Raw genomic sequence first — 24,238 nt, forward strand, 5'->3', positions numbered from 1 at the left:
GGCACCATCCCGAACACACCGATCACCTCTCCCGGTACCCCCTCCCCCCCCCCCCCCCACCCCCCCCCCCCCCCCCCCCCCCCCCCCCCCTCCCACCCCCCCCCCCCCCCCCTCCCCCCCCCCCCCGCCCCCGCCTCCCGCGGACCCGTACGACGAGTCCTCCACATCCCTGGACGACGGCTGGGGCGGCACCGAGGGCATCACCCCGGCGGGGCCCGCGATCCCCGGCGTCGCCGTCGCGCTGCCGCGCCTGCGGGTCTGCCTGCCTCCCGGAGCAGCCGGCGGCGGCCCGAACTCCCCCAGCGCGGCGCGCGCCTGGGAGATGCGGATCGCCTCCATGGTCATGTCGTGGCGCATCTCCGAGCGACTCCAGGCCCGCTCGGCCAGCTCCCACATGGTGACGAGGTGCAGGGGACTGGTCCCGGTCACCTCGGCCAGCGCGACGATGGCGCCCTTCGGCGCGAGCAGCCGGCCGTTCAGGTAACGCTCCCAGGACGTCTTGCTGTAGCCGGTGCGGTCCGCCACCGCGGCGACGCTCAGCCCGCCGCGGTCGACGAGCCTGCGCAGCTGCCCGGCGAACTCCCTGACCTGCGGATCGAGTTCATCCGGCAAGGCCTTCCAACGAGGCATTGCTTCCCCCTCTTTCCCCCCGTACGTGCCTGACTCTTCCCCCGCGCCTTCCCCGCACGTGGCGTCCGCTGCCGAGTCCCCGTTCCGGCTACCCGGAGGGATGCGCCGGGCGAGGCTCTCAGTTCCCGGGAAGGGGGCGCACGGGAGCGTTCGGCGCCGCTCCTGCACCGTCGCACGCTGTCGGGCCGCGGTCCAGAGTCCCTGCCCGCGTCCGTGCCCCGGCGGCCGGACCGCTGTCGCCGCAGGGAGGTCCGGACCGTCCCGGTCGGACACGCTAGACACAGCGGGGAGGGTCTTGGCGGCGGATTCCGAATGTGTCCGTACCTCGGCACAACCGGGGCGCGCCGGCGCTCACTCGGGTCGCGGAAGTGACCGGATGCATCGGGGAGTCGGGGGCACGACCGGCGCCGAGTAGGGGCCCGCGCGGTCGGCCGGGAGGGCCTCCGGCGGCCGCCGGGAGGCCGGTTCCCGTTGCGGGGCGCGGACACCGTAGCGGAATGGTCACTTCCGTGCCACAGGGGGCTGCCAGGTGTTGAACAGGCTGTTCACCGTGCGTGAGTGTTGACCCCGGGCGGAGCGATCGCCCGGACCGCGGCTCGTCCTTACTCGGGGGAGAGGATGGGCCGCGGTCACCAGAGCAGACCGTCGCCGGCCGGGGAACCCCGGCCGGCACGGTGGTGGACGCCCCCGCCACGGGGCCGACGCACGGTGGCCCGCACCCTCCGGGGGAGCTGCGGGCCACCGTGCGTTCACTGGATGGTGAAGTGCAGCGTGTCGTCCAGGAACGGGATCTCCAGCAGCGGCTGGGGCTGCGCCATCATCGCGAGCAGCACGATGGCCACACCCAGCACGCCGTACGTGACCATGTCCGTGAAGCGGGAGCGCACCGCGAGCATGCCCACGTCGGGGACCGTCCAGCGCAGCGCACCGCCGGCCAGCAGGGCCACGCCGATCAGGATGGTGCCGACCCGGAACACGTCCAGCGCGGTCAGCAGCAGCCCGAGGCCGACGCCCGTCAGCACGACCAGGATCGGCCACTGCCGGGCGGGCGCCGGGGCGTCCCCGGGGGCCGCCCGGCCACCGCCCTCGGGGCGCGCGGTGTCCCGTGTGAAGAGGGGGAAGCGGCGCGTGGTGCGGCGCGGCCTGCCCTGCGCGTCGGGCGCGCTGACCGCGTCCCGCACGGTCGGCTCCGCGCTGGTGCCGACCACGTCGTCGATGCTCACATCCGCGACGTCCCGGCTGTCCGTGCCGGCCGCGTCCGCGTCCCGGGCGTCCGTACCGGCGGGGGTGTCCTCACCGGTCCCGTCCGCGTCCCGGGGGGCCTCACCCGCGGAGGCGTCCGTACCCGCCGGGATGTCCGGGCCCGCCGGGATGTCCGGACCCGCCGGGGTGTCCGTGCCGGCCGCGTCCGCCGGACCCGCCGCGGGGTTCCCGGTGGCCGCGGTGTCCTTGGGGCCGCCGTCAGCCGACACTGCGCTCCGCCGCCTCGACCACGTTGACGAGCAGCTGCGCGCGGGTCATCGGACCGACACCGCCCGGGTTCGGGGAGATCCAGCCCGCCACCTCGGCGACACCCGGGTGGACGTCGCCCACGATCTTGCCCTCGGCGCTGCGCGAGACGCCGACGTCGAGCACGGCGGCGCCGGGCTTCACGTCCTCGGGCCGGATCAGGTGTGCGGAACCGGCCGCGGCGATGATGATGTCGGCACGCTTCAGGTGCGCCGACAGGTCACGGGTGCCGGTGTGGCACTGGGTCACCGTGGCGTTCTCCGAGCGGCGGGTGAGCAGCAGCGGCATCGGGCGCCCGATGGTCACGCCGCGGCCGACGACCACGACCTCCGCACCCTTGATCTCGACCCCGTACCGGCGCAGCAGGGTGAGGACGCCGTTCGGGGTGCAGGGCAGCGGCGCCGGCTCGTTCAGGACCAGCCGACCGAGGTTCATCGGGTGGAGGCCGTCGGCGTCCTTGTCGGGGTCCATCAGCTCCAGGATGCGGTTCTCGTCGATGCCCTTGGGCAGCGGGAGCTGGACGATGTAGCCGGTGCAGGCGGGGTCCTCGTTCAGTTCGCGGACGACCGCCTCGATCTCCTCCTGCGTGGCGGTCGCGGGCAGTTCGCGCTGGATGGAGGCGATGCCGACCTGGGCGCAGTCGCGGTGCTTGCCCGCGACGTACTTCTGGCTGCCGGCGTCCTCGCCGACGAGGACGGTCCCCAGGCCGGGCGTGACGCCCTTCTCCTTGAGGGCCGCCACGCGGGCGGTCAGATCGGACTTGATCGCGGCTGCGGTGGCCTTGCCATCGAGAATCTGGGCGGTCATGGCCCCATCCTCGCGGATGACCCGGCCCCGGTTCCAATCCGGTCCACGATCAGGGACCCGGGGCTCCTTCTACCACGCATGACCGCCAAGATCATGGATGTTGCACTTGCACAACACATATGGATGACCGCTGGACAAATGAGCGAAAGATTTAGAACGATGAGCGGCACAGTGCCGCGGGCAGTACCGGGGGGACGGACCGCTCTGTAGAACTCTCCTCCGAACCGTGCCGCGCGTAGTCCCCGCATCAGGCATCGGAGGAAACCCGCCATGAGCTTCGGCGACCCGAACAACCCCTACGGCCCCCCGCAGGGCGGTCAGCAGCCCGGCTACGGCTACCCCCAGGGCGGAGCGCCGCAGCAGCCCGGCTACGGCTACCCGCAGGCCCCGCCGCTCCAGCAGCAGCAGTACGGCGGCGGCTACCCGGGCGGCTACCCCGGCGGCCCGGCCGTGATCCCGGGCGGGGTGAAGGCCGCGCGCGTGATGCTCTTCGTCATCGGCGGTCTGCAGGTCCTCGGCGCCATCCTCATCGCGCTGTCCGCGGTGGCGGTCTCGGCGGCGAAGAACGACGAGACCCTCAAGGACGACGTCCAGTTCCAGCAGCTCGCCGACTACTCGGCCGGCGTGCTGTGGGGCGTCACCGTCGCGGTGCTCGCCTGGGGCATCCTCGCCATCTGGCTGGGCGTGAAGGTCGGCAGCGGCGGCAACGGCATCCGCGTGACCATCCTGGTCTTCGGCATCCTGACGGCGATCCTCGGCATCTACCCGTTCGTCGTCATCGGTCTGGCGCACACCGTCATGGCCATCCTCATCGCGGTGTTCGTCGGCAAGGAGGACGGCGCCGCCTGGTTCAACCGCCCGCGGTACTGACGGGCGGCGGCACCGGCCCGCCCGCGGTACGGGGCACGCGCACACGACGGCGGCCTCCGCCCCCCTTCGTCAGGGGGCCGGAGGCCGCCGTCGTGCCGTGCGCGGGTGACGCGGCCGTGCGGCCCGCGCCGCGGCGCCGACCGGTGCCGCGGCACCTCAGTGACCGCATTGCCCTCGATGGAATCAGTGGAAGAAGTGGCGCGTCCCCGTGAAGTACATCGTGACGCCCGCCTTCTGCGCGGCCTCGACCACCAGCTCGTCGCGGACCGAGCCGCCGGGCTGGACGACGGCCTTGACGCCGGCCGCGGTGAGGATCTCCAGGCCGTCGGGGAACGGGAAGAACGCGTCCGAGGCGGCGTAGGAGCCCTGCGCGCGCTCGGCGCCCGCCCGCTCCACCGCCAGCTTCGCGGAGTCGACGCGGTTGACCTGGCCCATGCCGACACCGACCGAGCCGCCGTCCTTGGCGAGCAGGATCGCGTTCGACTTCACCGCGCGGCACGCCTTCCACGCGAAGGACAGCTCGGCGAGCTCGTCCGCGCTCAGCGCCTCACCGGTCGCGAGGGTCCAGTTCGCCGGGTCGTCGCCGTCGGCCTGGAGGCGGTCGGTGACCTGGAGCAGTGCGCCGCCGTCGATCGGCTTGACCTCGACCGGGTTGGACGGCGCGCGGTCCGCGCGCAGCACGCGGATGTTCTTCTTCTTGGTGAGCGTCTCCAGCGCGCCCTCCTCGTAGCCGGGCGCCACGATGACCTCGGTGAAGATCTCGGCGACCTGCTCCGCCATCTCCTTGGAGACCGGACGGTTGACGGCGATCACGCCGCCGAACGCGGAGAGCGGGTCGCAGGCGTGCGCCTTGCGGTGCGCCTCGGCGACGTCCGCGCCGACCGCGATACCGCACGGGTTGGCGTGCTTGATGATCGCGACGCAGGGCTCGTCGTGGTCGTACGCGGCACGGCGCGCGGCGTCCGTGTCGGTGAAGTTGTTGTACGACATCTCCTTGCCGTGCAGCTGCTCCGCCTCGGCGAGACCGCCCGTGCCGTCCACGTACAGCGCGGCGCCCTGGTGCGGGTTCTCGCCGTAGCGCAGGGTGTTCTTGCGCTCGTAGGTGTGGCCGAGGAACTCGGGGAAGCCGCTGTCGTCGGCGGGCGCGTACCCGTCGGCGAACCAGGAGGCGACCGCCACGTCGTACGCGGCGGTGTGACGGAACGCCTCGGCGGCGAGCCGCTTGCGGGTGGCGAGGTCGAAGCCGCCGTCCTTGACGGCGGCCAGGACGTCGCCGTACCGGGCAGGGCTCGTGACGACGGCGACCGACGGGTGGTTCTTGGCGGCGGCGCGGACCATGGACGGGCCGCCGATGTCGATCTGCTCGACGCACTCGTCGGGCGACGCGCCGGACGCGACGGTCTCGCGGAACGGGTAGAGGTTGACCACGACGAGGTCGAACGGCTCCACGCCCAGCTCGGCGAGCTGCCGGCGGTGGTCCTCGAGGCGCAGGTCGGCGAGGATGCCCGCGTGGACCTTGGGGTGCAGCGTCTTGACGCGGCCGTCCAGGCACTCGGGGAAGCCGGTGAGCTCCTCGACCTTGGTGACCGGGACTCCGGACGCGGCGATCCTCGATGCGGTGGAGCCGGTGGAGACGAGCTCGACCCCGGCCTCGTGCAGCCCGCGGGCCAGCTCTTCCAGGCCGGTCTTGTCGTAGACGCTGACGAGCGCCCGGCGAAGGGGCCGCTTGTTGCTCTCGGCGGTCACTGGATAACTACCTTTCGTCCCTCAATGCGATAGCCGTTGCGGGCGAGCCGCCCCACGACATCGACGAGCAGCCTTCGCTCGACTTCCTTGATGCGCTCGTGAAGAGCGGCTTCCTCGTCCTCGTCCCGCACCTCGACCACGCCCTGGGCGATGATCGGGCCGGTGTCGACGCCGTCGTCGACGAAGTGGACGGTGCATCCGGTGACCTTCGCGCCGTACGCGAGTGCGTCGCGGACACCGTGGGCTCCCGGGAAACTGGGCAGCAGCGCGGGGTGGGTGTTGACGAACCGGCCGCCGAACCGGGCGAGGAATTCCTTGCCCACGATCTTCATGAACCCGGCGGAGACGACCAGGTCGGGCTCGTACGCGGCCGTGGCCTCGGCGAGCGCGGCGTCCCACGCCTCGCGGGTCCCGTGGTCCTTGACCCGGCAGACGAAGGTCGCCAGTCCGGCCTGCCGTGCGCGCTCCAGGCCGACGATGCCGTCCCGGTCCGCGCCGACGGCCACGATCTCGGCTCCGTAGGCCTCGGCGCCCTCGGCCGCGACGGCGTCGAGCAGTGCCTGCAGATTCGTGCCTGATCCGGAGACCAGCACGACGAGGCGCTTGGCCTTGGCCACGACGGGGCCCTTTCTCGGGGGAGCGTTTTTGTACGGTCGTACGAATGCGTCGCGCCCCGGGATACGGGGAAGTCTACGAAGCGGCCGACCGGCAGCAACGATACCGGCACACCGGGCGGCCCCCACGGGACGGGGGCGTGGCCGGAAGGTAGCGTCTGGTGAGGATCCGCCGGGGAACGCCGCTCACCCGGGGGGAACGCCCCGCGTTCGCGGGACGTTGACCTGGACGAGCGGGCACACCCGGGCACGGGTCCCGGCGCCGCTTCGGGGACGCGTGCCTTGGCCGCGCCGACTCGGGGCACGAGTTCCGGGCACCGGGACGCGGGCCCGGACGGCACACCTCGGGGCGCGAGCCCCGCACGAACACCCTCGGGGCGCGAGCCCCGGGACCGCACGACCACGGGGTGCACACCCCGCACGAACACCCGGGGCGCGAGCCCCGGACCGCACGACCACCGGGTGCAAACCCCGGACGAACACCCCGGGGCGCGTGTCCCGGGCCCGGAAGGCCGGAGCGCGAGCCCCGGCCTCGAACACCCGGGGCGGGTGCCGCGAGCGCAGGAGCTCGTGACCACGCCGCCCGCCAGACCCACCAAGGGGAAGACGCACACCTGATGCCGGACCGCAGTCTCCGACTCCCTCCGCTGCTGCTGCGCGAGCGGCGCCCTTCGCCTACGCCGCCGCAGGAGAACGGGAACGCACCCGGGAACGGGTCCGGGTCCGCCGGCGGAGGCGACTCCTCGGACGGGCGCGACTCCTCGGGACGCGACTCCTCGGACGGGCGCGACTCCGCGGGCGCCGGCTCCGCTCCGGGGTCCGACGCCGATCACAACCCGTTCGCGCCGCCGCCCGAGGGCACCCCGGACCAGCCGTGGCAGCCGCGGCGGCCGGCCGGCGGGGACCGCGGAGAAGGCTCCGACGACCAGCAGAACTCGCCCTGGGGCAGCCAGTGGAGCGACCGCCAGCCCGGTCCCGGTGGCGGCGGCTTCGGCGACCGCCCCGGCGCACCCAACGGGCAGAGCGGCCCCGGCGAGGGCCGGGAGGGCGGCACCGGTGGGCCCGGCACCGGCATGCGCTGGGACCCGGCGGACCCGGCCCAGCGCCGCGCGCGCTACTCGCTGCTCGCCGGCATGTGGGCCTTCTTCTTCGCCCTCTTCAGCTGGCCCTACGTGGCGCTGCTGCTCGGCGCGCTGGCCATGTACTGGGGCGTCAGCTCGGTGCGCGCCAAGCCCCGTACGCCGGAACCGGGCGCCCCGGCCCCCGACCCCGGTGCCCGGCCCCAGACCAGCGCCGCGGTGAGCGGCCTGGTCACCGCCTCCCTGGCGCTCGCCATGGTCGCCCTCACCTTCACCGCCCAGCTGGTCTACAGCGACTACTACACGTGCACGAAGGACGCGCTCACCACCGCGGCCGAGCAGTCCTGCGAGAACAAGCTGCCCGGACCGCTGCGGGACGTGCTGGGCACCGGCTGATCCCACTCCCGGGGACGCCCGCGCCGTCGGGTCCCGGGTGACGGGTCCGCCGTCCGGATCCCGGGGACGCGCCGTCGGGTCGCGGGTCCGCCGTCCGGTCAGGTCACGTCCCGGGGGGGGCGGGTCCGCCGGCAGATCGGATCACGTGCCAGGAGGCGGGTCCGCGGGGGCCGCCGCTTCCTTCAGGGCCGCCCAGCGGGACGCCCGCGACGCGTCGTCGTGCCAGCCCGGCGCGTCGGAGGGCAGCAGGTCGTACGGCGCGAGGTCGGGGTCCTCGGCCGCTTGCACGGATGCCGTCGCGGGGGTCGGGCGCGGTGCGTCGCGCTCCGGGTCCCGTCCGCCGTCCCGGTCACGGCGGTCCCGGCGTTCCCGCCGGGAGGTCCTCAGCCGCGAGAGGAGGGCACCGGCCGAGGCCAGGGCCACCCGCGGACCGCGTCCTCCAGGGTCCTCGGTCGCGTCCGGCTCCCCCGGCCGGGCCGCGTCCTCGCCCGGCTCCCCCGCCGCCGACGCGGGTGCCGGCTGCTCCGTCCCGGTCGGCTCACCGCCGCCCGACGTCCGAGTCCCCACGCCCTCCGCCTCCTCGGACCGACCGTCGCCGACGTCCGCGCCCGGAGCGCCCGAGCCCGCCCCCGCCGCATCGCCGGTATCCGCTTCCGGTACCGCCGCGTCACCGGTGCCGCCGTCGGATCCGGCGTCCCCCTCCGCCGGCGCCCGCTCACCGGGATCCGCCGCGTCGGACACCCCCGGGACCGGCCCCTCGGCGCCCCGTACCGCCGGGACCCGGACCTCCGAGTCCCGTACCGCCCCGGGCTCCGCCACGGGCTCGGACCTGCGCCTCCCCGCGGCCTCGGACTCGACCTCGGGTTTGGTCTTGGTCCTGGTCTTGCGCCGGAGCTTGGCGGGGGTACCGGTGTTCGTGCTCGGCTCGGGTGCGGGGACGACCGGTTCCGGCTTCCGCGCCCGCGGCACCCGCAGCCACCACCACCGCAGTGCCCACGCCACCGGCGCCCCGACCACCGCCGTCCATCCGGCGGCAGCGCCCCCAACCTGCCACCACACCGGCCCGAACCGGGCCAGGGCGGCGACGCCGAGCGGTCCTCCCGCCGCCGCGGCGAGCAGCGCGAAGGCGACGCCGCACAGGCCCGCGGCGAGGCAGGCCGTGCCCAGGGTGCGCCGCCGGGACCAGGCCGCGGCCCGCTCCCGCGAGGCCGTCCTCGCCACCCACCACGCCATCGTCACCCCGCCGGTCACCGGCACCACCACGGCCACCCAGCCCAGCGGCGACCCGGCAGCCTCCGGAACCGCGGCCAGCAGCGGGAACGCAGGCAGCGGCGGGCCCCCGGTGGCGGGGGACAGCGGCGCCGCCACCTGTCCGGCGCCCAGCACGAAACCGGGCCCGAGTCCGTACGCCGCCGCCCACACCGCCGCGTTCGGTACGAGGGTCAGGCACAGCAGCAGGACGGCGAAGCGCCCCGACCACCCCTCCGTGAGCTGGAGGAAGGAGTCCCGGGCCGCACCGCCGTGCCACAGCAGGGAAAGCGCGACGAGCAGCGAGCCCGCGCCGACGAGGGCCGCGGTCCCCGCTCCGGCGGCCCTCGACGCCGCCGACAGCCTGCGCCGGGCCGCGGGGGTGAGGACGGCGGCGACGACCCGACGTCGTACCCCCGCGGGAAGCGCGTCGAGACCGCGGCGCACGGCCGGGGGCAACGGACCGCCCGGGCGCCCGTACCCGACCCACACGCCGGCCCCGGCGGCGGTCACCGCCAGCATCGGCAGGCACAGCAGGGTCCAGATCCAGGAGGGGCGCAGTTCTCCGCCCGAGGCGTACAGCGCGGCCGGGGCGCCGACGGCGAGATAGCCCCCGACGACACCGGCCCACGCCGTACGGGGCACCGGCACGGAGTCCACGGCGTCCCGGGCGGCCCGGTACAGCAGCCACGCGGGCAGCGCCATCAGCAGCAGCGGGGTGACCCCGACGGGAGCGGGCGTGCCGGAGAGGGTCTCGGTGCGGACGAGTTCGACCCCGTGGGCCAGCAGCCACAGGGCCGCAGCCGTGTGCAGCGCGCTGCTCGGGCCGCTGTCGGGGTACGGCGAGCTGATCCACAGCACCATCACGAGCACGGCGAGCGAGGCGAGCCCGAGGCCGGCCGCGACGGCACCGCCCAGGCATCCCGTGCCCAGGCCCGGGGATCGGTCGCGCCACCGGCTGCGCAGAGACGACAACGAGGGGCTGCGGTCGGTCAGATGGGTCACGCACGCCATGCTGCCAACGACACGCGCTTTATCCCCGTAACAGGCAAACCCCGGATGTGTCGCTCAATATACGTTTATGTACTTTTTCGTACGAAGGGGCACCCGGTGACGCAGAGCCCTGCCAGCCCGCTGCCGCCCCCCAAGCAGCGTCGGCGCCTGCGCGAGGCGGCCGGGCTGACGCAGGCACAGGTCGCGTCCCGGGTGGGCGTCAGCCGTGAGACCGTGCGCTCCTGGGAGGCCGGGCGCACGACACCGCGCGGACGCAAGCGGGAGACGTACGCGAAGCTGCTGGCCGAACAGGAACTCCGGCAGGCCTACAAGTCCGCGGCCGTGCCCGCCCGCACCGGTACCGGAAGCAGGACCGAGAACGGGAAGGGGAACGGGGCGACCGTTCGGCAGTCCCAGCTCGTCCTCGTGCCGGACGCCACCGCCGCCGCGGACGCACCCCCGTCCGCGGACCCGACCGGAGCGGCGGACGGCGCACCGGCCACGGACGGCGCTCCGGATGCGGACGGCACCCCGAGCGGGGGCGGCGCTCCGCCAACGGACGCCCCGGAGCCCGCCGATCCGGCGGAGCCCCTGACGGAGGCCGGTCCGCACGTCCCGACAGAGACCGAACCCGCGCCCCCACAGCGCCCCTTGACGCCCAGTCAGGCCTTCGACGCGCTCTACGAGTTCTGCGCCCCGGCCCTCGTACGACAGACCTACCTGCTCACCGGGCGACGCGAGCTGGCCCGCGAGTCCGTGGAGCGCGCCTTCCAACTGGCCTGGCAGCGATGGCCCGAGGTGGCCGTCGACCGGGACCCGGCCGGCTGGGTCCGGGCAGCGGCGTACGAGTACGCGCTCTCCCCCTGGCACCGGCTGCGGCTGCGCCACCGGCACCCGGAACCCCCGCCCGCCGACGCGGCCGACCGGGCGCTGCTCTCGGTCATCCTGGAACTCCCGCCCGTCTACCGGCGCACCCTGCTCCTGTACGACGGCGTCGGACTCGACCTGCCCGACACGGCCGCCGAGACGGAGGCCAGCACGCCCGCGACGGCCAACCGGCTGCTGCACGCGCGCGAGGCCGTCGCCGCACGGCTGCCCGAGCTCTCCGCCCCGGAGGAGCTGCACCGCCGCCTGTCCACACTGGCGGCCTCGGAGCGGCTGCGCGCCCCCGGGCCCACCTCGGTGCGCACCGGCAGCGAGCGCCGCGCCCACCGCTGGACCCGCGCGGCGATCGCCGTCACGACTCTCCTCATCACCACCACGACGCTGACGCTGGCCACCGCCCCGGACCACTACGAGCCCCCGCTGTCCCCGGGCGAGACGGTGCGCGGAGTACCGCCGCGGGCGGCCCCCGGCACCCTCTCCGAGGACGAACTCGACCTGCGGTCCAAGCTCAGGTCCGAGACCGAGAACGGTCCCGAACGGCTGGTCCCGCAGGGCAGATGACCGGGGGCGGCGCCGCCGGACCGAACCCGCGGAGCGCACCCGCCCCCTCCCGCGAACGCCGGTGGGCCCGTACCCCCAGCAGGGGTACGGGCCCACCCGGTCGTTCAGCCGGGGAGTCAGCCCGCGAGGATCTCGCGCGCCAGCTTCGCCGTCTCGGTCGGCGTCTTGCCGACCTTGACGCCGGCGGCCTCGAGGGCCTCCTTCTTCGCGGCGGCCGTGCCGGAGGAGCCGGAGACGATGGCGCCGGCGTGGCCCATGGTCTTGCCCTCGGGCGCGGTGAAGCCCGCGACGTAACCGACGACCGGCTTCGACACGTTGGCCTTGATGAAGTCGGCCGCACGCTCCTCGGCGTCGCCGCCGATCTCACCGATCATCACGATCAGGTCGGTGTCGGGGTCGGCCTCGAACGCGGCGAGCGCGTCGATGTGCGTGGTGCCGATGACCGGGTCGCCACCGATGCCGACGGCGGACGAGAAGCCGATGTCCCGGAGCTCGTACATCATCTGGTACGTCAGCGTGCCGGACTTCGAGACCAGGCCGATGCGGCCCGGCTTCGTGATGTCGCCCGGGATGATGCCGGCGTTGGACTGGCCCGGCGTGATGAGGCCGGGGCAGTTCGGGCCGATGATGCGGGTCTTGTTGCCCTTGGCCTTCGCGTACGCCCAGAAGGCGGCGGAGTCGTGCACCGCGATGCCCTCGGTGATGACGACCGCGAGGGGGATCTCCGCGTCGATCGCCTCGACGACGGCGGCCTTGGCGAAGGCCGGCGGCACGAAGAGGACGGACACGTTGGCGCCGGTCTTCTCCATCGCCTCGGCGACCGTGCCGAAGACCGGGATCTCGTTGCCGTCGATGTCGACGGACGTGCCGGCCTTGCGCGGGTTCACGCCGCCGACGATGTTCGTGCCGTCGGCCAGCATGAGCTTGGTGTGCTTCATGCCCGTGGCACCGGTCATGCCCTGGACGATGACCTTGCTGTCCTTGTTGAGGAAGATAGCCATGGTGGTCTGGTCCTCTATCCCTTACTTCGCGGCCGCGAGCTCGGCGGCCTTGTCGGCCGCGCCGTCCATGGTGTCCACGCGCTGGACCAGCGGGTGGTTGGCGTCCGACAGGATCTTGCGACCCAGCTCCGCGTTGTTGCCGTCGAGACGGACGACCAGCGGCTTGGTGACTTCCTCGCCCTTGTCGGCGAGCAGCTGCAGCGCCTGGACGATGCCGTTGGCGACCTCGTCACAGGCGGTGATGCCACCGAAGACGTTGACGAACACGGACTTCACGTCCGGGTCGCCGAGGATGATCTCCAGGCCGTTCGCCATGACCTGCGCGGAGGCGCCGCCACCGATGTCGAGGAAGTTGGCGGGCTTCACGCCGCCGTGGGCCTCACCGGCGTAGGCGACGACGTCGAGGGTCGACATGACCAGACCCGCGCCGTTGCCGATGATGCCGACCTCGCCGTCGAGCTTGACGTAGTTGAGGTTCTTGGCCTTGGCCGCGGCCTCGAGCGGGTCGGCCGCGTCCTTGTCCTCGAGCGCCTCGTGCTCCGGCTGACGGAACTCGGCGTTGGCGTCCAGGGACACCTTGCCGTCCAGGGCCAGGATGTCGCCGGAGGCGACCTTGGCCAGCGGGTTCACCTCGACGAGGAGCGCGTCCTCGGCGACGAAGGTGTCCCAGAGGGTCACGAGGACCTCGGCGACCTTCTCGGCGACCTCGGCCGGGAACTTCGCCTGGGCGACGATCTCGCGGGCCTTCTCGATCGAGACGCCCTCGTTGGAGTCGACCGGGACCTTCGCGAGGGCCTCGGGGGTCTTCTCCGCGACCTCCTCGATGTCCATGCCGCCCTGCACCGAGGCCATGGCCAGGAAGGTGCGGTTGGTGCGGTCGAGAAGGTACGAGACGTAGTACTCCTCGAGGATCTCGGGAGCCGTCTCGGCGATCATCACCTTGTGGACCGTGTGGCCCTTGATGTCCATCCCGAGGATGTCCGTCGCCCGGGCGACGGCCTCGTCCGGGGTGGCGGCCAGCTTCACGCCACCGGCCTTGCCACGGCCTCCCACCTTCACCTGGGCCTTGACGACGGACTTGCCGCCAAGACGCTCGGTCGCCTCGCGGGCTGCCTCAGGCGTGTCAATGACTTCACCGGCCAGCACCGGTACACCGTGCTTGGCGAAGAGGTCCCTCGCCTGGTACTCGAACAGGTCCACGCGCGTCCGTCCCTATCAGTGATCTCGCGGTTCGTTGTCTGCGTGGGCGTGCCGCGAAGGGCAACGTGACGTCCGCTGTCACAAGGGTGGCGCACACGGTGTCCGAGCGCGCGGCATGTCCGTCCGGCAGGTTATCGCCGCTCGCCGTGGGTCCCTAAATCGCAGATCACACCTGAGCGGTGATACCTGTCACAGATCCGCTCGAAAGCGGGCCCTCACCGGGCTGGGGTTTGCCCGGTGAGGGCCCTGGGAGGGCCTCCGACGGCTTCGGAGGCCCGGCCTCCCCATGGATCGGGGAGGCCCGGTCCGCACGGTCCCCACCCCAATGGGGACCGTGCGGGCCTGGCCGCGGGGTCTCGGCGGACGGACCGACGGCTTCGGCCGTCCGGGGCTGTCGCCCCCGCGGAGTCGGTGGCACGCCGTGGCACGGCGTGGCTCGTGTTCGTGTTCGCCTTCGTGATCCGTGATCCGTGATCCGTGATCGTGCGGAGACGGGGTGGGACGCGGTGGTTCGGCGCGGTGCAGGGGCCCCGTGGTGGTCCGAGGTCACCGGCCCGAGCCCGTCCGGGCCGGTGAGGGCCGGGGACTCCGGGTCCGGGGCGGTTCCTGGTCCGGGCGCGGGTGCGGTTCCTCAACCGGGGTCCGGGACGGGCCCGTGCTGTTCCCGGACGGGGCCCGGGGCCGGCTCCTGGACGGGGTCCGGGTGCGGGGCTTCCGCCGGGGCCCGGGGCCCTCTCCGGAGGGTGCGCCGGCCTGCCGCCCCGCGGGATGGACCACCGCGGGAAGAGGGGCGCCTGCTAACCGGGGAACCGGGGGATCTCCCGGTGCCTGTCCCTGGTCCCGGCCGTGGTGACGGCGGAAGTGGCGCCGGGCACGAGCCGCAGCGGCGTCCGGGGGTCCGGCGTGACGGCGTGCGCGTCGCCGTGGCGCTGCGCTCCGCTGTCCAGGACCGAACGGCCGGCGAACACGTCGGTCGGGTCACCGCCGGGCGCCTGCCGTGAAGGCGCCGCCTGCACGGTCCGTACGCCGTCGGCGTGGCGCCCGTGCGCCGCACCGGCGCCGCTGTCCGCCACCCCGGCCCACGCGGGCCTCGGCCCGTACGCGGGCGTGGCTCCGTCCCCGGAGTCCCGTCCCACGGGTCCCGCCGCGGCCGCTCGCGTCGTACCGGTCCCGGTCTCCTGCGGGCCGGCCTGCAGCGGGCCCGTCTGCGACGACACGGGCGGCTCCGACGCCTCCGGCTGAGCCGGGAACCCCGGCAACGACGGGAGGGAGGGATCCGACGGTGCGGACGGCTGCCCGGACCACTCGGGGAATCCCACCGGAGCTTCACCCAGCCCCTCGACGACCGTCCCGACCACACCTCCGACGAGATCGCCGACCGGCTGCACGACACCGGCGACGGGACGCAGGACCTGGCCGGTGACCGGGCGGACGATCCGGTCGGTGACGGGACGCACGACTCCGTCGGCGACGGGGCGGACGATCTGGTCGGTGACAGGGCGCAAGGCCCCACCGGTGACCGGGCGGACGGGCTGAGCCGTCGCCGGGCGGAGGAGGCCGCCGGCGGCAGGGAGCTCGGGTCGGCCGGAGGGGGCGGCCGAGGGGGCAGTCCGGTCGGCGGGACCGAGGGAGAGGACGGTCCGACCCGGGGCACGGACCGGGGCACGCTGCTCGGCAGCGCCGGAAGCGGAGGGGGCAGCCGGGGCGGTGAAGGCGTCCGGGGCCGTCGGGGTGGCACGGGCGTCCCGGCGGGCGGGGGCCGGGAGGGGGTGCGCGGTGCGGACCGGCGTCCCCACCACCTCGGCCGTGGAGGCTCCGACGGTCTGCCGCACCACGCCACCGACCGACTCGACCCCCGCGCGGAGCAGCCCGACCGTTCCGTGGACCGACCGGACGGCACCCGTGGGCGCCGGCGGGGCCGAGTCCGCCGCACGGGCCTGTCCCCCGCCGAGGAATCCCAGCACGAACAAGCCGCTCGCCAGCAGACCCAGTTGCAGCGCACGCCGCCCGGCCGCCGAGCGCATCACGCGCCGAGCGGCACCGGGCAAGGACGGTGCGACTGACTGGGGCAAGACGGCGAGAGCTCCCGTGCGGCGGAACGAGGCGGAACCCGGCGGCGCGGTGCGGAACACGGCGCACACACCGCTGAATTCGAAGAGAGTGCCGATCCTCGCACGGGACTGCGGAGGTTGCGCAAGTCCCCTGTTACCGATGGGTACTCATGACCGGAATCCGGCTCTCCTCACGTGTTGTCCGGTATCGGCAAAGGCCGCTTCTCGATCGCCGCCGCCATCACCTCGGGGAACAGGTCCGGCGTACAGGCGAACGCCGGAGCCCCGAGGGCCGCGAGAGCCGACGCGTGCTCCCGGTCGTAGGCCGGCGCCCCTTCGTCGGACAGGGCGAGCAGCGTCACGAACTGCACCCCCGACGCCTTCATCGCGCCGACCCGCTTCAGCATCTCGTTCCGGATCCCTCCCTCGTACAGGTCGCTGATCAGCACGACGACCGTGTCCGCCGGCCGGGTGATCTGCGACTGGCAGTACGCGAGCGCCCTGTTGATGTCCGTACCGCCGCCGAGTTGCGTGCCGAAGAGGACGTCGACCGGATCGTCCAGCTGGTCGGTGAGGTCGACGACCGCCGTGTCGAAGACGACGAGCCGCGTCGCGATGGACCGCATGGACGCGAGAACCGCCCCGAACACCGACGCGTACACCACCGATGCCGCCATCGACCCGGACTGGTCGACGCAGAGGACGACCTCCTTCTTCACGGACCGGGAGGCCCGCCCGTAGCCGATGAGCCGCTCGGGCACGATCGTGCGGTGCTCCGGCAGGTAGTGCTTGAGGTTGGCCGCGATCGTGCGGTTCCAGTCGATGTCGTGGTGCCGGGGCCTGCTGATCCGTGCGCTGCGGTCGAGCGCACCGGTGAGGGTGGCCCGGGTACGGGTGGCGAGCCGCTTCTCCAGGTCCTCGACGACCTTGCGCACGACGGCCCTGGCCGTCTCCTTCGTCGTCTCGGGCATGGCCTTGTTCAGGGACAGCAGGGTGCCCACGAGGTGGACGTCGGCCTCGACGGCCTCCAGCATCTCCGGCTCCAGCAGCAGCGTGGCCAGTCCGAGCCGGTCGATGGCGTCCCGCTGCATGACCTGGACGACCGAGGAGGGGAAGTACGTCCGGATGTCCCCGAGCCATCGCGCGACGGACGGCGCCGACGCCCCGAGACCGGCCCCGCGCTCCCGTGCCGGCCGGCCCCGGTCCCCCTTGCCGTACAGCGCGGCGAGCGCACCGTCCATCGCCGCGTCCTGTCCGGCGAGGGTGCAGCCGGTGCCGTCCGCGGCATCTCCCCCCAGGACCAGCCGCCACCGCCGCAGCCGCTCGTCCGCCGCGGCCCCGCTTCCGGTCGCGGAACGGCCGTCCGTCCCCGCGGTGTTCGTCACTCCCCCGGCCATCAGGCCACCCCCATGAGGTCGTTCCTGTCGTCGCTCGCCCGGCCGCCCTGGCCGCCCGCGGGGCCGTCCCTGCCGGCGGTGCCCCTGTCGCCGCTCCCGGTGCTCCCGGCGCCGAGGTCTCCCGCGCCGGAGGTGCCATGAGAGGTGCCCGTCCCGGGACGGCGTCCGCCGGGACCGACGACACCGCCGGGGAGACCGGGGCCGGTGGCGCCCCCTCCGCCGTCGGGAGGGCCGCCGGCGAGACCCGTGTCCGCCGAGCCGTCGGCCTCCGGCTCCCCGAGGCCCAGCAGGAGCCGCAGCACCGGCAGTACGGCGTCCGCCCGCTCCGTGTCGACGCCGGAAGCGAACCCCGGTACGGCCGAGGAACCGGCGGCGACCCGCGCCCCCGCGCCCGGCCCGCGCCGCACGAGCTCGCCCAGGGTCCTGCGCACGCCCGTCTCGTACGCCGAGAACGTGCGCCGCAGCAGCGGCAGGACGTCGGTGAACGCGTCGGCCGGAACGCCGGTCAGCCAGGCGTCCACCAGACCGAGCAGCCGTTCGTCGTGCACGAGCAGCATGCCGCCGCCGGAGCCGCCGCCGACGAAGCCCTCGATCCACGCGGCCGCGTCGGCCGGTGCCGTACCCGGCGAGAGCACGAGCCCCATGAGCCGCGCGGCCTCCTCCTGGTCCAACCGCCCGCCGTCCAGCAACAGCCGTACCGCGCGCCCTCGGATCACGCCCGGCACGGTGTCCCGCTCCGACAGCACCCCGAGGACCGCGGACCAGCGGTCCCGGACACGGACCCCCTTGCGCGTCGCCTCCGGTCCGGCTTCCCCGCCCGTCCCCTCCTGCTCCTGCGCCTCCGCCAGCAGCCCCACGGCCCCCTGGACCGCGTCCACATGACGCCGCATCTCCTCGGCGGCCTCCGTGTCGAGGGCCGTGCACGCGGGCGGCAACCCGACGAAGACGCGCTCGGCGAGGCCCGCGGCGACCTCGGTGAGAGCCCGCGTGTCGGTGCCGCGCACATCGCCGTAGCGCAGGGACCGGACCAGGGCGGGCAGTGCCTGAGCCAGATGCCCGACGTCCGCGTCGAGCGCGGCGCGGTCGGCGAGGACGCGCATCACGACGGGCAGCGCGTCCGGCAGCTCGGCGAGCAGACAGCGCTCGGCGAGTTCGGTGACGTCCGCCAGGGAGCTCGCGCCGATCGCGTCCGACGCGGCTCGCGCCGTCGCCGCGGACAGGACGGTCGTGCCCCACACCCCGGCCTCGGCGACCCGGACGGACAGCTCCGGCTCCCAGCGCAGCCGCCAGGTCTCCCGGAAGGTTCCGGTGCTGCCGCGGGACACGGTCGGCTCGCCCCAGCCGACGTCCAGGAGCCGCAGCCGGTGCAGCAGTCGGCTCCGCCCGGCGTCGGTCTCCTTGCGCAGGTCGAGTTCCAACTCCCGCTCCGCAGGCTCCGGTTTGATCCGCAGCCGCCGCTGCAGGCGGGTCAGGTCGCGCTGCAACGGGACCGCGGGCGCGGACTCCGGCACCGCCCCCAGGACGTCCCCGACGACCAGCCGGTCGTGCACCAGCGCCAGCGGCACGTCCGAGCCCTCGCACATCACGGCGCGCACGGCGTCGGTGGTCTCGGACAGTCCCGGCAGCGGCCGGCCACGCATCGCGGCGAGCGTGTCGGCCAGCCGCACGGCCTCGATGACGTGCGCGGACGACACCATCCGGTCCTCGTCGCGCAGCAGTCCGGCGACCTTGGTCATCCACCGTTCGACCGGGCGGTCGGGGGCGGAGAAGAGGTGTCCGTACCAGCCGGGCGAGTCGATGCCCGCGCCGTACCCGCCCGCCCGGGACAGCCGGCGGTGGGTCCACGGCACCCAGGTCATGTCCGCCTTGACCTTGGGCAGCCCCTTCAGCAGGGCGCGGTCGGCGGCGACCGGGCGCTTCTCGCGCAGCGCCGGCACGTGCCACGCTCCGCAGACGACGGCCACGTCGTCCCCGAACTCCCGCTGCGCCGCGCGCAGCTGGAGTCGCATGTACGCCTCCCGCACCGGGTCGCGGTCGTGGCCACCTGCGCCGTACGCCTCGCGCAGGGCCGTCATCGCCTCGCCGAGCGCGGCGAAGGGCGCGTACACGTCGGTCGCTGCTCCGCTCCGGTGTTCGACCACGTCCTCCCACCACCGCTCCGGGTCGTCGTATCCGGCGGTCTCCGCCAGCACGGCGAGGGGGTCGATGCGCAGGGCGTCCGCCCCGGGGTCGGTACCGCCCTCGGCCTCGGGATCGGCGTCGGCCGGCTCGGCGTCCGGTTCCGTCTCCTCCCTCCCCCACGCCAGCGTGTGCGTGGCCGGCAGGTCGATGAAACGGGCCGGGACCCCGTGCTCCACCGCCCAGCGGATCGCCACCCACTCCGGGGAGAACTCGGCGAGCGGCCAGAACGCCGACCGCCCGGGCTCGTCCACCGCATGGGCGAGCAGCGCCACGGGCGGCCGCATGTCCGGGTCGGCGGCGAGCGGGATCAGCGCGTCGGCCTCCGGCGGCCCCTCGATCAGCAGCGTCCGGGGCCGGGCCTCGTCCAGCACCGCCCGCACCGCCCGCGCCGACCCCGGCCCGTGGTGCCGCACCCCCAACAGCAACGGCCCTTGTTTCCGGCCCGGTGAAAGCCCGTCCCTCCGCTCCCCCGAGGTCCCGCTGTCTCCCCCGGCAGGGTGCGCGGCCGAGTCCGCACGCGGCTCCGCGTGGGCGCCCGCACCCGGTTCGTCCGCGTCGGCCCCCCTCGGCCGCCCGCCCGGCAGGCTCATACGCTCACCTCGCGGCACGCCCGGTAGAAGTCCTTCCAGCCGTCGCGCTCCCGGACCACCGCTTCCAGGTACTCCTGCCAGATGACCCGGTCGGCGGCGGGATCGCGGACGACGGCGCCGAGGATGCCGGCGGCGACGTCACCCGGGCGCAGCACGCCGTCGCCGAAATGGGCGGCGAGCGCGAGGCCGTTGGTGACGACGGAGATCGCCTCGGCGGTGGACAGCGTGCCGCTGGGGGACTTCAGTTTGGTCCGCCCGTCCGCCGTGACGCCGTCGCGCAGCTCGCGGAAGACCGTGACGACGCGACGGATCTCGTCGATCCCCTCGGGGGCGGACGGCAGGTCGAGGGAACGGCCGATCTGGTCGACGCGGCGCGACACGATCTCGACCTCGGCGTCGGCGCTCTCCGGCAGGGGCAGCACCACCGTGTTGAAGCGGCGGCGCAGTGCGCTGGAGAGGTCGTTCACCCCGCGGTCGCGGTCGTTGGCCGTCGCGATCAGGTTGAAGCCGCGGACGGCCTGCACCTCCTGACCCAACTCCGGTACGGGCAGGGTCTTCTCCGACAGGATCGTGATCAGCGAGTCCTGGACGTCGGCGGGGATCCGGGTCAGCTCCTCGACGCGGGCCGTCATGCCCTCGGCCATGGCCCGCATGACGGGGCTCGGCACGAGCGCGTCGCGGCTGGGCCCGTGCGCCAGCAGCTGCGCGTAGTTCCAGCCGTAGCGGATGGCCTCCTCCGGGGTGCCCGCCGTGCCCTGGACGAGCAGCGTCGAGTCACCGCTGACGGCCGCGGCCAGATGCTCGGACACCCACGTCTTGGCGGTGCCCGGCACGCCGAGCAGCAGCAGGGCCCGGTCGGTGGCGAGCGTGGTGACGGCGACCTCCACGAGGCGGCGCGGGCCCACGTACTTGGGGGTGATCACCGTGCCGTCCGGCAGGGTGCCGCCGAGCAGATACGTCGCGACGGCCCAGGGCGACAGCCGCCAGCGGGCCGGCCGGGGCCGGTCGTCCTGCGCGGCCAGCGCGGCGAGTTCGGCGGCGAAAGCGGTCTCGGCGTGCGGCCGCAGCGCCTCACCCGTCCCGCCCGCCTCCTCCGCGGGCCGTCCCGCGAGCCTCTCCGCGGACGGATTGATGGACGACGGGTCAACGGACACGGACATGGCTCGGTCCCCCTCCAGCTCGGCCGGTTCGATCTGGCTCCACCGTGCACCACGCCACTGACAATCACTCTGACCTGCACAAACACCGCGAGAAGGCCGATTGTCAGTGGCGGGATCTACCTTCGAGGACATGACTCAGCAGGGGGCGCGCTGGACTGCGGATCAGGTGCTGGCACTGGCGCCTGACGCCGCGTCACGCAAGGCGGGGAGCAAGCTCGGCGCGGCGGGGCCGTGGTCGGAGGCGGGACGTTCGGACGAGGGGGCGGTGTGGGGGCTGTGCAAGGGGAGCGGAAGCAAGCCGTACCGAACGGCCGTCGACCTCGCGGACCCCACCGGGCCCGCCTTCATGTGCAGTTGCCCGAGCCGGAAGTTCCCGTGCAAGCACGCGCTGGGTCTGCTCCTGCTCTGGGCCGGCGGGGACGGCACGGTGCCGCCGGGGCGGACGCCGGACTGGGCGGAGCAGTGGTTCGAGGGGAGAAGGAAGCGCGCGGACGAGAAGCGGGCCGAGGGGGCGGCCGGGTCTCCGGGCACGGGCGATCCGGAGGCGGCCAGACGCCGGGCGGGGCGCCGGGCCGAGCGGATCACGGCGGGGGCCGCGGAGTTGGAGCAGCGGCTGGCCGATCTGCTGCGCGGCGGTCTGGCGCAGGCCGAGCAGGCGGGATACGCGATGTGGGAGGAGACGGCGGCCCGCATGGTCGACGCGCAGGCGCCCGGACTGGCGGCTCGGGTGCGGGAGTTGGGGGCCGTCCCGGCGTCGGGTCCGGGCTGGCCGGTGCGTCTGCTGGAGGAGTGTGCGCTGCTCCACCTCCTGGACCGGGGCTGGCTGCGCCGAGAGCGGCTGCCGGACGGGCTGGCGGCGACGGTCCGCTCACGGGTGGGGCTGCCGGGGTCGGCCGACGGCCCGCCGGTGCGGGACAACTGGCTGGTCCTCGCCCAGTACGACACGGCGGACGGCGCCCTCACCACCCGCCGCATCTGGTTGTACGGAGCGGACTCCGGCAGGATCGCGCTGCTCCTCTCCTACGGGGCGGCCGGCCGCGCACCGGAGACCACGCTGCCGGTCGGGCTGGCCTTCGAGGCGGAGCTCTCGGCGTACGTGGGAGCGGGGCAGCCGAGGGTGGCCCTGGGCGAGCGTTTCACGCCCCCCGCCCCCACGGAGGTCCGTCCGCCGGGCACGACCGCATCCCGGGCCACGGCTCGGTACGGCGAAGCCCTGCGGTCCGACCCCTGGCTGGACTCCTGTGCGGTGACACTGAGCCGGGTCATACCGACCCCGGCCGGTGACTCCTGGCAACTGGCGGACGTCGAGGGTGGATTGGCGCTCCCTTTGGCCCCGTCCGCGGTGTCCCGGCCGGGCCTGTGGCGCCTGGTCGCCCTTTCCGGCGGCGCTCCCGTCACGGTCTTCGGCGAGTGCGGGCACCGCGGCTTCACTCCGCTGACCGCCTGGCCGGAGGGCCCTGGGGAGGCGGTGCCCCTGTGCTGACACGCCTCCTGCCCCATCCGACCGATCCGCCACCGGAAGGACGCACATGAACAGCACGCCCGCTCCCGCCGACGGCCTCGCGGGTGAGGCCTGGGAGGAGCTCGTCACGTCGGCTCTGCTCGGCACCGACCGGCGTACGCCACCGGGGTGGACGCCGGGGCGGGACGCACCCGCGGCCCTGCTGGACGCGGCGGCCGTGGAGACCGTGCGGCGCAGGGCGGGGCTGTGTCCCGCGCCGGCCGCCCCACGGCCCGAGCCGGCGCCGGAGGATTCCCGCCGGCCCCTGCCACCCGCCGCGGCCCGGCGCCTCGCGACGCTGCTGGCGGACCGGCCCGGCGCGGGGTCGGGTGGCCGCAGGGGGGCGGCGCCGGACCTGATGGAGCTGCTCCCGCAGTGGCTGGCCCTGGCGAACGCGCGCGGTTTCGCCCCGCCGCCGCAAGCGCTGCCCGCACTCCTGGACGCCGCTCGGGGGCGCACGGACCTGCGGCCCGCCGCCCTGGCCTTCGCGGGCCCGCGCGCGCTGTGGCTGGCGCGGCTGAACCCGGACTGGCGGTTCGCGCTGCGTGCCGCGCCCGGGGGCGGTGCGTCCCTCCCCGGGCCCGGGGAGCCGGAGCGGACAAGGGAGTTGTGGGAGGAGGGACTGTTCGCCGAACGGGTCGCGCTCCTCTCGTCGATCCGGGCCCGGGATCCGGCGAGCGCACGCGAGTTGCTGTCGACGACGTGGACGACGGAGCGGGCGGAGGACCGCCTGATGTTCCTCGACTCGCTGCGCACGGGACTGGACGCGGCGGACGAGCCGTTCCTGGAGCGCGCGCTGGCCGACCGGAGCCGCAATGTGCGGGCGACGGCCGCGGAGTTGCTGTCCGCGCTGCCCGGTTCGGCGCTCGCCGCGCGGATGGCGGACCGGGCCGCCTCGTGCGTCGCCGTGGACCGCATGCGCAGTGCACCGGCGATCGTCGTCGAGGCGCCCCACCAGTGCGACGCGGGCATGGAGCGCGACGGCGTGATCCCGAAGCCCCCGGCGGGCCGGGGTGAACGGTCCTGGTGGCTGGGCCAGTTGGTGGAGGCGGCCCCGCTCGGGACCTGGTCCCGGCGGCTGGGGGGACGGTCACCGGAGGAGATCGTGGCGTTGCCGGTGGCCGACGACTGGCAGGCGGAGCTGCATGCCGCCTGGTGCCGGGCGGCGGTGCGGCAGCGGGACGCCGGCTGGTCCCGGGCCCTGCTCGGCGCGCCGTCCGCTCCGGAGGCCGGGGGGCCGGGTGCGGTGTCACTGGCCGAGCGGGCGAAGCTGCTCGCGACGCTGGGCCCGGCCGAGCGGGCCGAGTGGGTGGCCCGGTTCATCGCCACGCACGGACTGTCCGAGGCGTTTCAGCTGCTCGGGGTGTGCGCCGTGCCATGGAGCGAACCCCTGGGACGGGCCGTCGTGGACGCGCTCAACATCGCGCGGGACGCGGGGAGCTATCCGTGGAGTTTCAGCGGGGTGATGGGGCTGGCGGAGCGTTGCCTGGATCCCGAGGAGGCCGGGCGGCTGGAGGGCCTCACCGCGGTTCCGGACGAGCCGGAGGACGCCTCGCCGGGAGCCGGCGGCTACTGGGCCGAGGCCTTCCAGCGCCTGACGACGACCCTGCGCCTCAGAGCGGCCATGTCCGCGGAACTCGGGGAACCGGCCCCGTGACCGGCCCCCGCGCCGCACCGGTGCCTGCGGCGGGCGGCCCGGCGACCGGCACGCGGCTGGCGGGTTCCCGCCCCGGCGCGGCACACCGGCACACCTGGACTGGGGGTGGGACGGCGGACCCGGCGAGGACGACCACCGGACCTTCGACCGGCACGGCGCCTA

At 74.5% G+C, this 24,238-nt stretch carries 16 protein-coding genes and 1 pseudogene; 5 read left to right on the top strand and 12 right to left on the bottom strand.

All coding sequences use genetic code 11. The features are described from left to right. The 3 genes from ACZ4NT_RS30805 to ACZ4NT_RS30815 all read right to left on the bottom strand — a co-directional run. The coding region (locus ACZ4NT_RS30805) for a helix-turn-helix domain-containing protein (protein ID WP_467728463.1) at positions 1–630 on the bottom strand (630 nt) is incomplete at its 3' end. A 749-nt stretch (positions 631–1,379) separates the two neighbouring features. Continuing rightward, a complete protein-coding gene (locus ACZ4NT_RS30810) occupies positions 1,380–1,847 on the bottom strand; it encodes a DUF3017 domain-containing protein (protein ID WP_467728464.1) in 468 nt (155 codons plus the stop codon). Between the two features lie 244 nt (positions 1,848–2,091). Further along, entirely contained in the window at positions 2,092–2,946 is an 855-nt protein-coding gene (locus ACZ4NT_RS30815) for a bifunctional methylenetetrahydrofolate dehydrogenase/methenyltetrahydrofolate cyclohydrolase (RefSeq protein WP_121405584.1), read from the bottom strand. Between the two features lie 270 nt (positions 2,947–3,216). Between ACZ4NT_RS30815 and ACZ4NT_RS30820 the strand changes: the two genes are divergently transcribed. Next, positions 3,217–3,816 (top strand): hypothetical protein, encoded by a 600-nt coding sequence (locus tag ACZ4NT_RS30820; protein WP_121405583.1) that lies wholly within the window; start codon positions 3,217–3,219, stop codon positions 3,814–3,816. 183 nt (positions 3,817–3,999) lie between these two features. Here ACZ4NT_RS30820 and purH read toward each other — a convergent pair whose 3' ends face one another. Both purH and purN read right to left on the bottom strand, forming a co-directional pair. Then, positions 4,000–5,562 (bottom strand): bifunctional phosphoribosylaminoimidazolecarboxamide formyltransferase/IMP cyclohydrolase, encoded by a 1,563-nt coding sequence (purH, locus tag ACZ4NT_RS30825; RefSeq protein ID WP_467728450.1) that lies wholly within the window; start codon positions 5,560–5,562, stop codon positions 4,000–4,002. Next, on the bottom strand, positions 5,559–6,179 hold the full coding sequence (purN, locus tag ACZ4NT_RS30830; protein ID WP_121405581.1) for a phosphoribosylglycinamide formyltransferase: 621 nt from the start codon (positions 6,177–6,179) through the stop codon (positions 5,559–5,561). Before purN ends, purH begins: the two co-directional genes overlap by 4 nt. A 614-nt stretch (positions 6,180–6,793) precedes the next feature. Here purN and ACZ4NT_RS30835 point away from each other — a divergent pair. Then, positions 6,794–7,651 (top strand): hypothetical protein, encoded by an 858-nt coding sequence (locus tag ACZ4NT_RS30835; protein ID WP_121405580.1) that lies wholly within the window; start codon positions 6,794–6,796, stop codon positions 7,649–7,651. A gap of 141 nt (positions 7,652–7,792) precedes the next feature. On the opposite strand, the gene ACZ4NT_RS30840 is transcribed toward ACZ4NT_RS30835, so the two are convergent. Then, positions 7,793–9,913: a cell division protein PerM gene (locus tag ACZ4NT_RS30840; protein ID WP_467728451.1), complete on the bottom strand. Its 2,121-nt coding sequence runs from the start codon at positions 9,911–9,913 to the stop codon at positions 7,793–7,795. A gap of 96 nt (positions 9,914–10,009) precedes the next feature. Between ACZ4NT_RS30840 and ACZ4NT_RS30845 the strand changes: the two genes are divergently transcribed. Then, complete coding sequence (locus ACZ4NT_RS30845; protein WP_121405578.1) at positions 10,010–11,338, top strand: helix-turn-helix domain-containing protein; 1,329 nt, start codon at positions 10,010–10,012, stop codon at positions 11,336–11,338. Between the two features lie 116 nt (positions 11,339–11,454). Here the strand turns inward: ACZ4NT_RS30845 and sucD are convergent, their stop codons facing one another. The 6 genes and pseudogenes from sucD to ACZ4NT_RS30875 form a co-directional block, all read right to left on the bottom strand. Continuing rightward, on the bottom strand, positions 11,455–12,339 hold the full coding sequence (gene sucD, locus ACZ4NT_RS30850; protein WP_121405577.1) for a succinate--CoA ligase subunit alpha: 885 nt from the start codon (positions 12,337–12,339) through the stop codon (positions 11,455–11,457). A gap of 21 nt (positions 12,340–12,360) precedes the next feature. Then, positions 12,361–13,539, bottom strand: a complete 1,179-nt coding sequence (gene sucC / locus ACZ4NT_RS30855; protein ID WP_121405576.1) for an ADP-forming succinate--CoA ligase subunit beta — start codon at positions 13,537–13,539, stop codon at positions 12,361–12,363. A gap of 797 nt (positions 13,540–14,336) precedes the next feature. Then, positions 14,337–15,566 (bottom strand): hypothetical protein, encoded by a 1,230-nt coding sequence (locus tag ACZ4NT_RS30860; protein ID WP_467728452.1) that lies wholly within the window; start codon positions 15,564–15,566, stop codon positions 14,337–14,339. A gap of 215 nt (positions 15,567–15,781) precedes the next feature. After that, complete coding sequence (locus tag ACZ4NT_RS30865) at positions 15,782–16,987, bottom strand: vWA domain-containing protein (protein WP_467728453.1); 1,206 nt, start codon at positions 16,985–16,987, stop codon at positions 15,782–15,784. A 233-nt stretch (positions 16,988–17,220) separates the two neighbouring features. Then, positions 17,221–19,581 (bottom strand): annotated as a pseudogene (locus tag ACZ4NT_RS30870) (DUF5682 family protein); the annotation flags it as partial. A gap of 173 nt (positions 19,582–19,754) precedes the next feature. After that, positions 19,755–20,918, bottom strand: a complete 1,164-nt coding sequence (locus tag ACZ4NT_RS30875; protein WP_467728454.1) for an ATP-binding protein — start codon at positions 20,916–20,918, stop codon at positions 19,755–19,757. Between the two features lie 130 nt (positions 20,919–21,048). Here ACZ4NT_RS30875 and ACZ4NT_RS30880 point away from each other — a divergent pair, with 130 nt between their 5' ends. Together ACZ4NT_RS30880 and ACZ4NT_RS30885 are read left to right on the top strand one after the other, a co-directional pair. After that, positions 21,049–22,401 carry an SWIM zinc finger family protein gene (locus ACZ4NT_RS30880; protein ID WP_467728455.1) on the top strand — a complete coding sequence of 451 codons (1,353 nt, stop codon included), beginning with the start codon at positions 21,049–21,051 and terminating at the stop codon, positions 22,399–22,401. Between the two features lie 46 nt (positions 22,402–22,447). Then, positions 22,448–24,076: a DUF5691 domain-containing protein gene (locus tag ACZ4NT_RS30885; RefSeq protein ID WP_467728456.1), complete on the top strand. Its 1,629-nt coding sequence runs from the start codon at positions 22,448–22,450 to the stop codon at positions 24,074–24,076. Positions 24,077–24,238: the final 162 nt, after the last annotated feature.

The sequence above is a fragment of the Streptomyces sp. NPDC026417 genome (assembly GCF_055567695.1).

Bases quoted from the DNA above. Each gene is read 5' to 3' on its own strand.
- ACZ4NT_RS30875 (WP_467728454.1), bottom strand. From the start codon at position 20,918: ATGTCCGTGTCCGTTGACCCGTCGTCCATCAATCCGTCCGCGGAGAGG.
- ACZ4NT_RS30820 (WP_121405583.1), top strand. From the start codon at position 3,217: ATGAGCTTCGGCGACCCGAACAACCCCTACGGCCCCCCGCAGGGCGGT.
- ACZ4NT_RS30865 (WP_467728453.1), bottom strand. From the start codon at position 16,987: ATGGCCGGGGGAGTGACGAACACCGCGGGGACGGACGGCCGTTCCGCG.
- ACZ4NT_RS30885 (WP_467728456.1), top strand. From the start codon at position 22,448: ATGAACAGCACGCCCGCTCCCGCCGACGGCCTCGCGGGTGAGGCCTGG.
- ACZ4NT_RS30840 (WP_467728451.1), bottom strand. From the start codon at position 9,913: ATGGCGTGCGTGACCCATCTGACCGACCGCAGCCCCTCGTTGTCGTCT.
- ACZ4NT_RS30880 (WP_467728455.1), top strand. From the start codon at position 21,049: ATGACTCAGCAGGGGGCGCGCTGGACTGCGGATCAGGTGCTGGCACTG.
- ACZ4NT_RS30815 (WP_121405584.1), bottom strand. From the start codon at position 2,946: ATGACCGCCCAGATTCTCGATGGCAAGGCCACCGCAGCCGCGATCAAG.
- sucD (WP_121405577.1), bottom strand. From the start codon at position 12,339: ATGGCTATCTTCCTCAACAAGGACAGCAAGGTCATCGTCCAGGGCATG.
- ACZ4NT_RS30835 (WP_121405580.1), top strand. From the start codon at position 6,794: ATGCCGGACCGCAGTCTCCGACTCCCTCCGCTGCTGCTGCGCGAGCGG.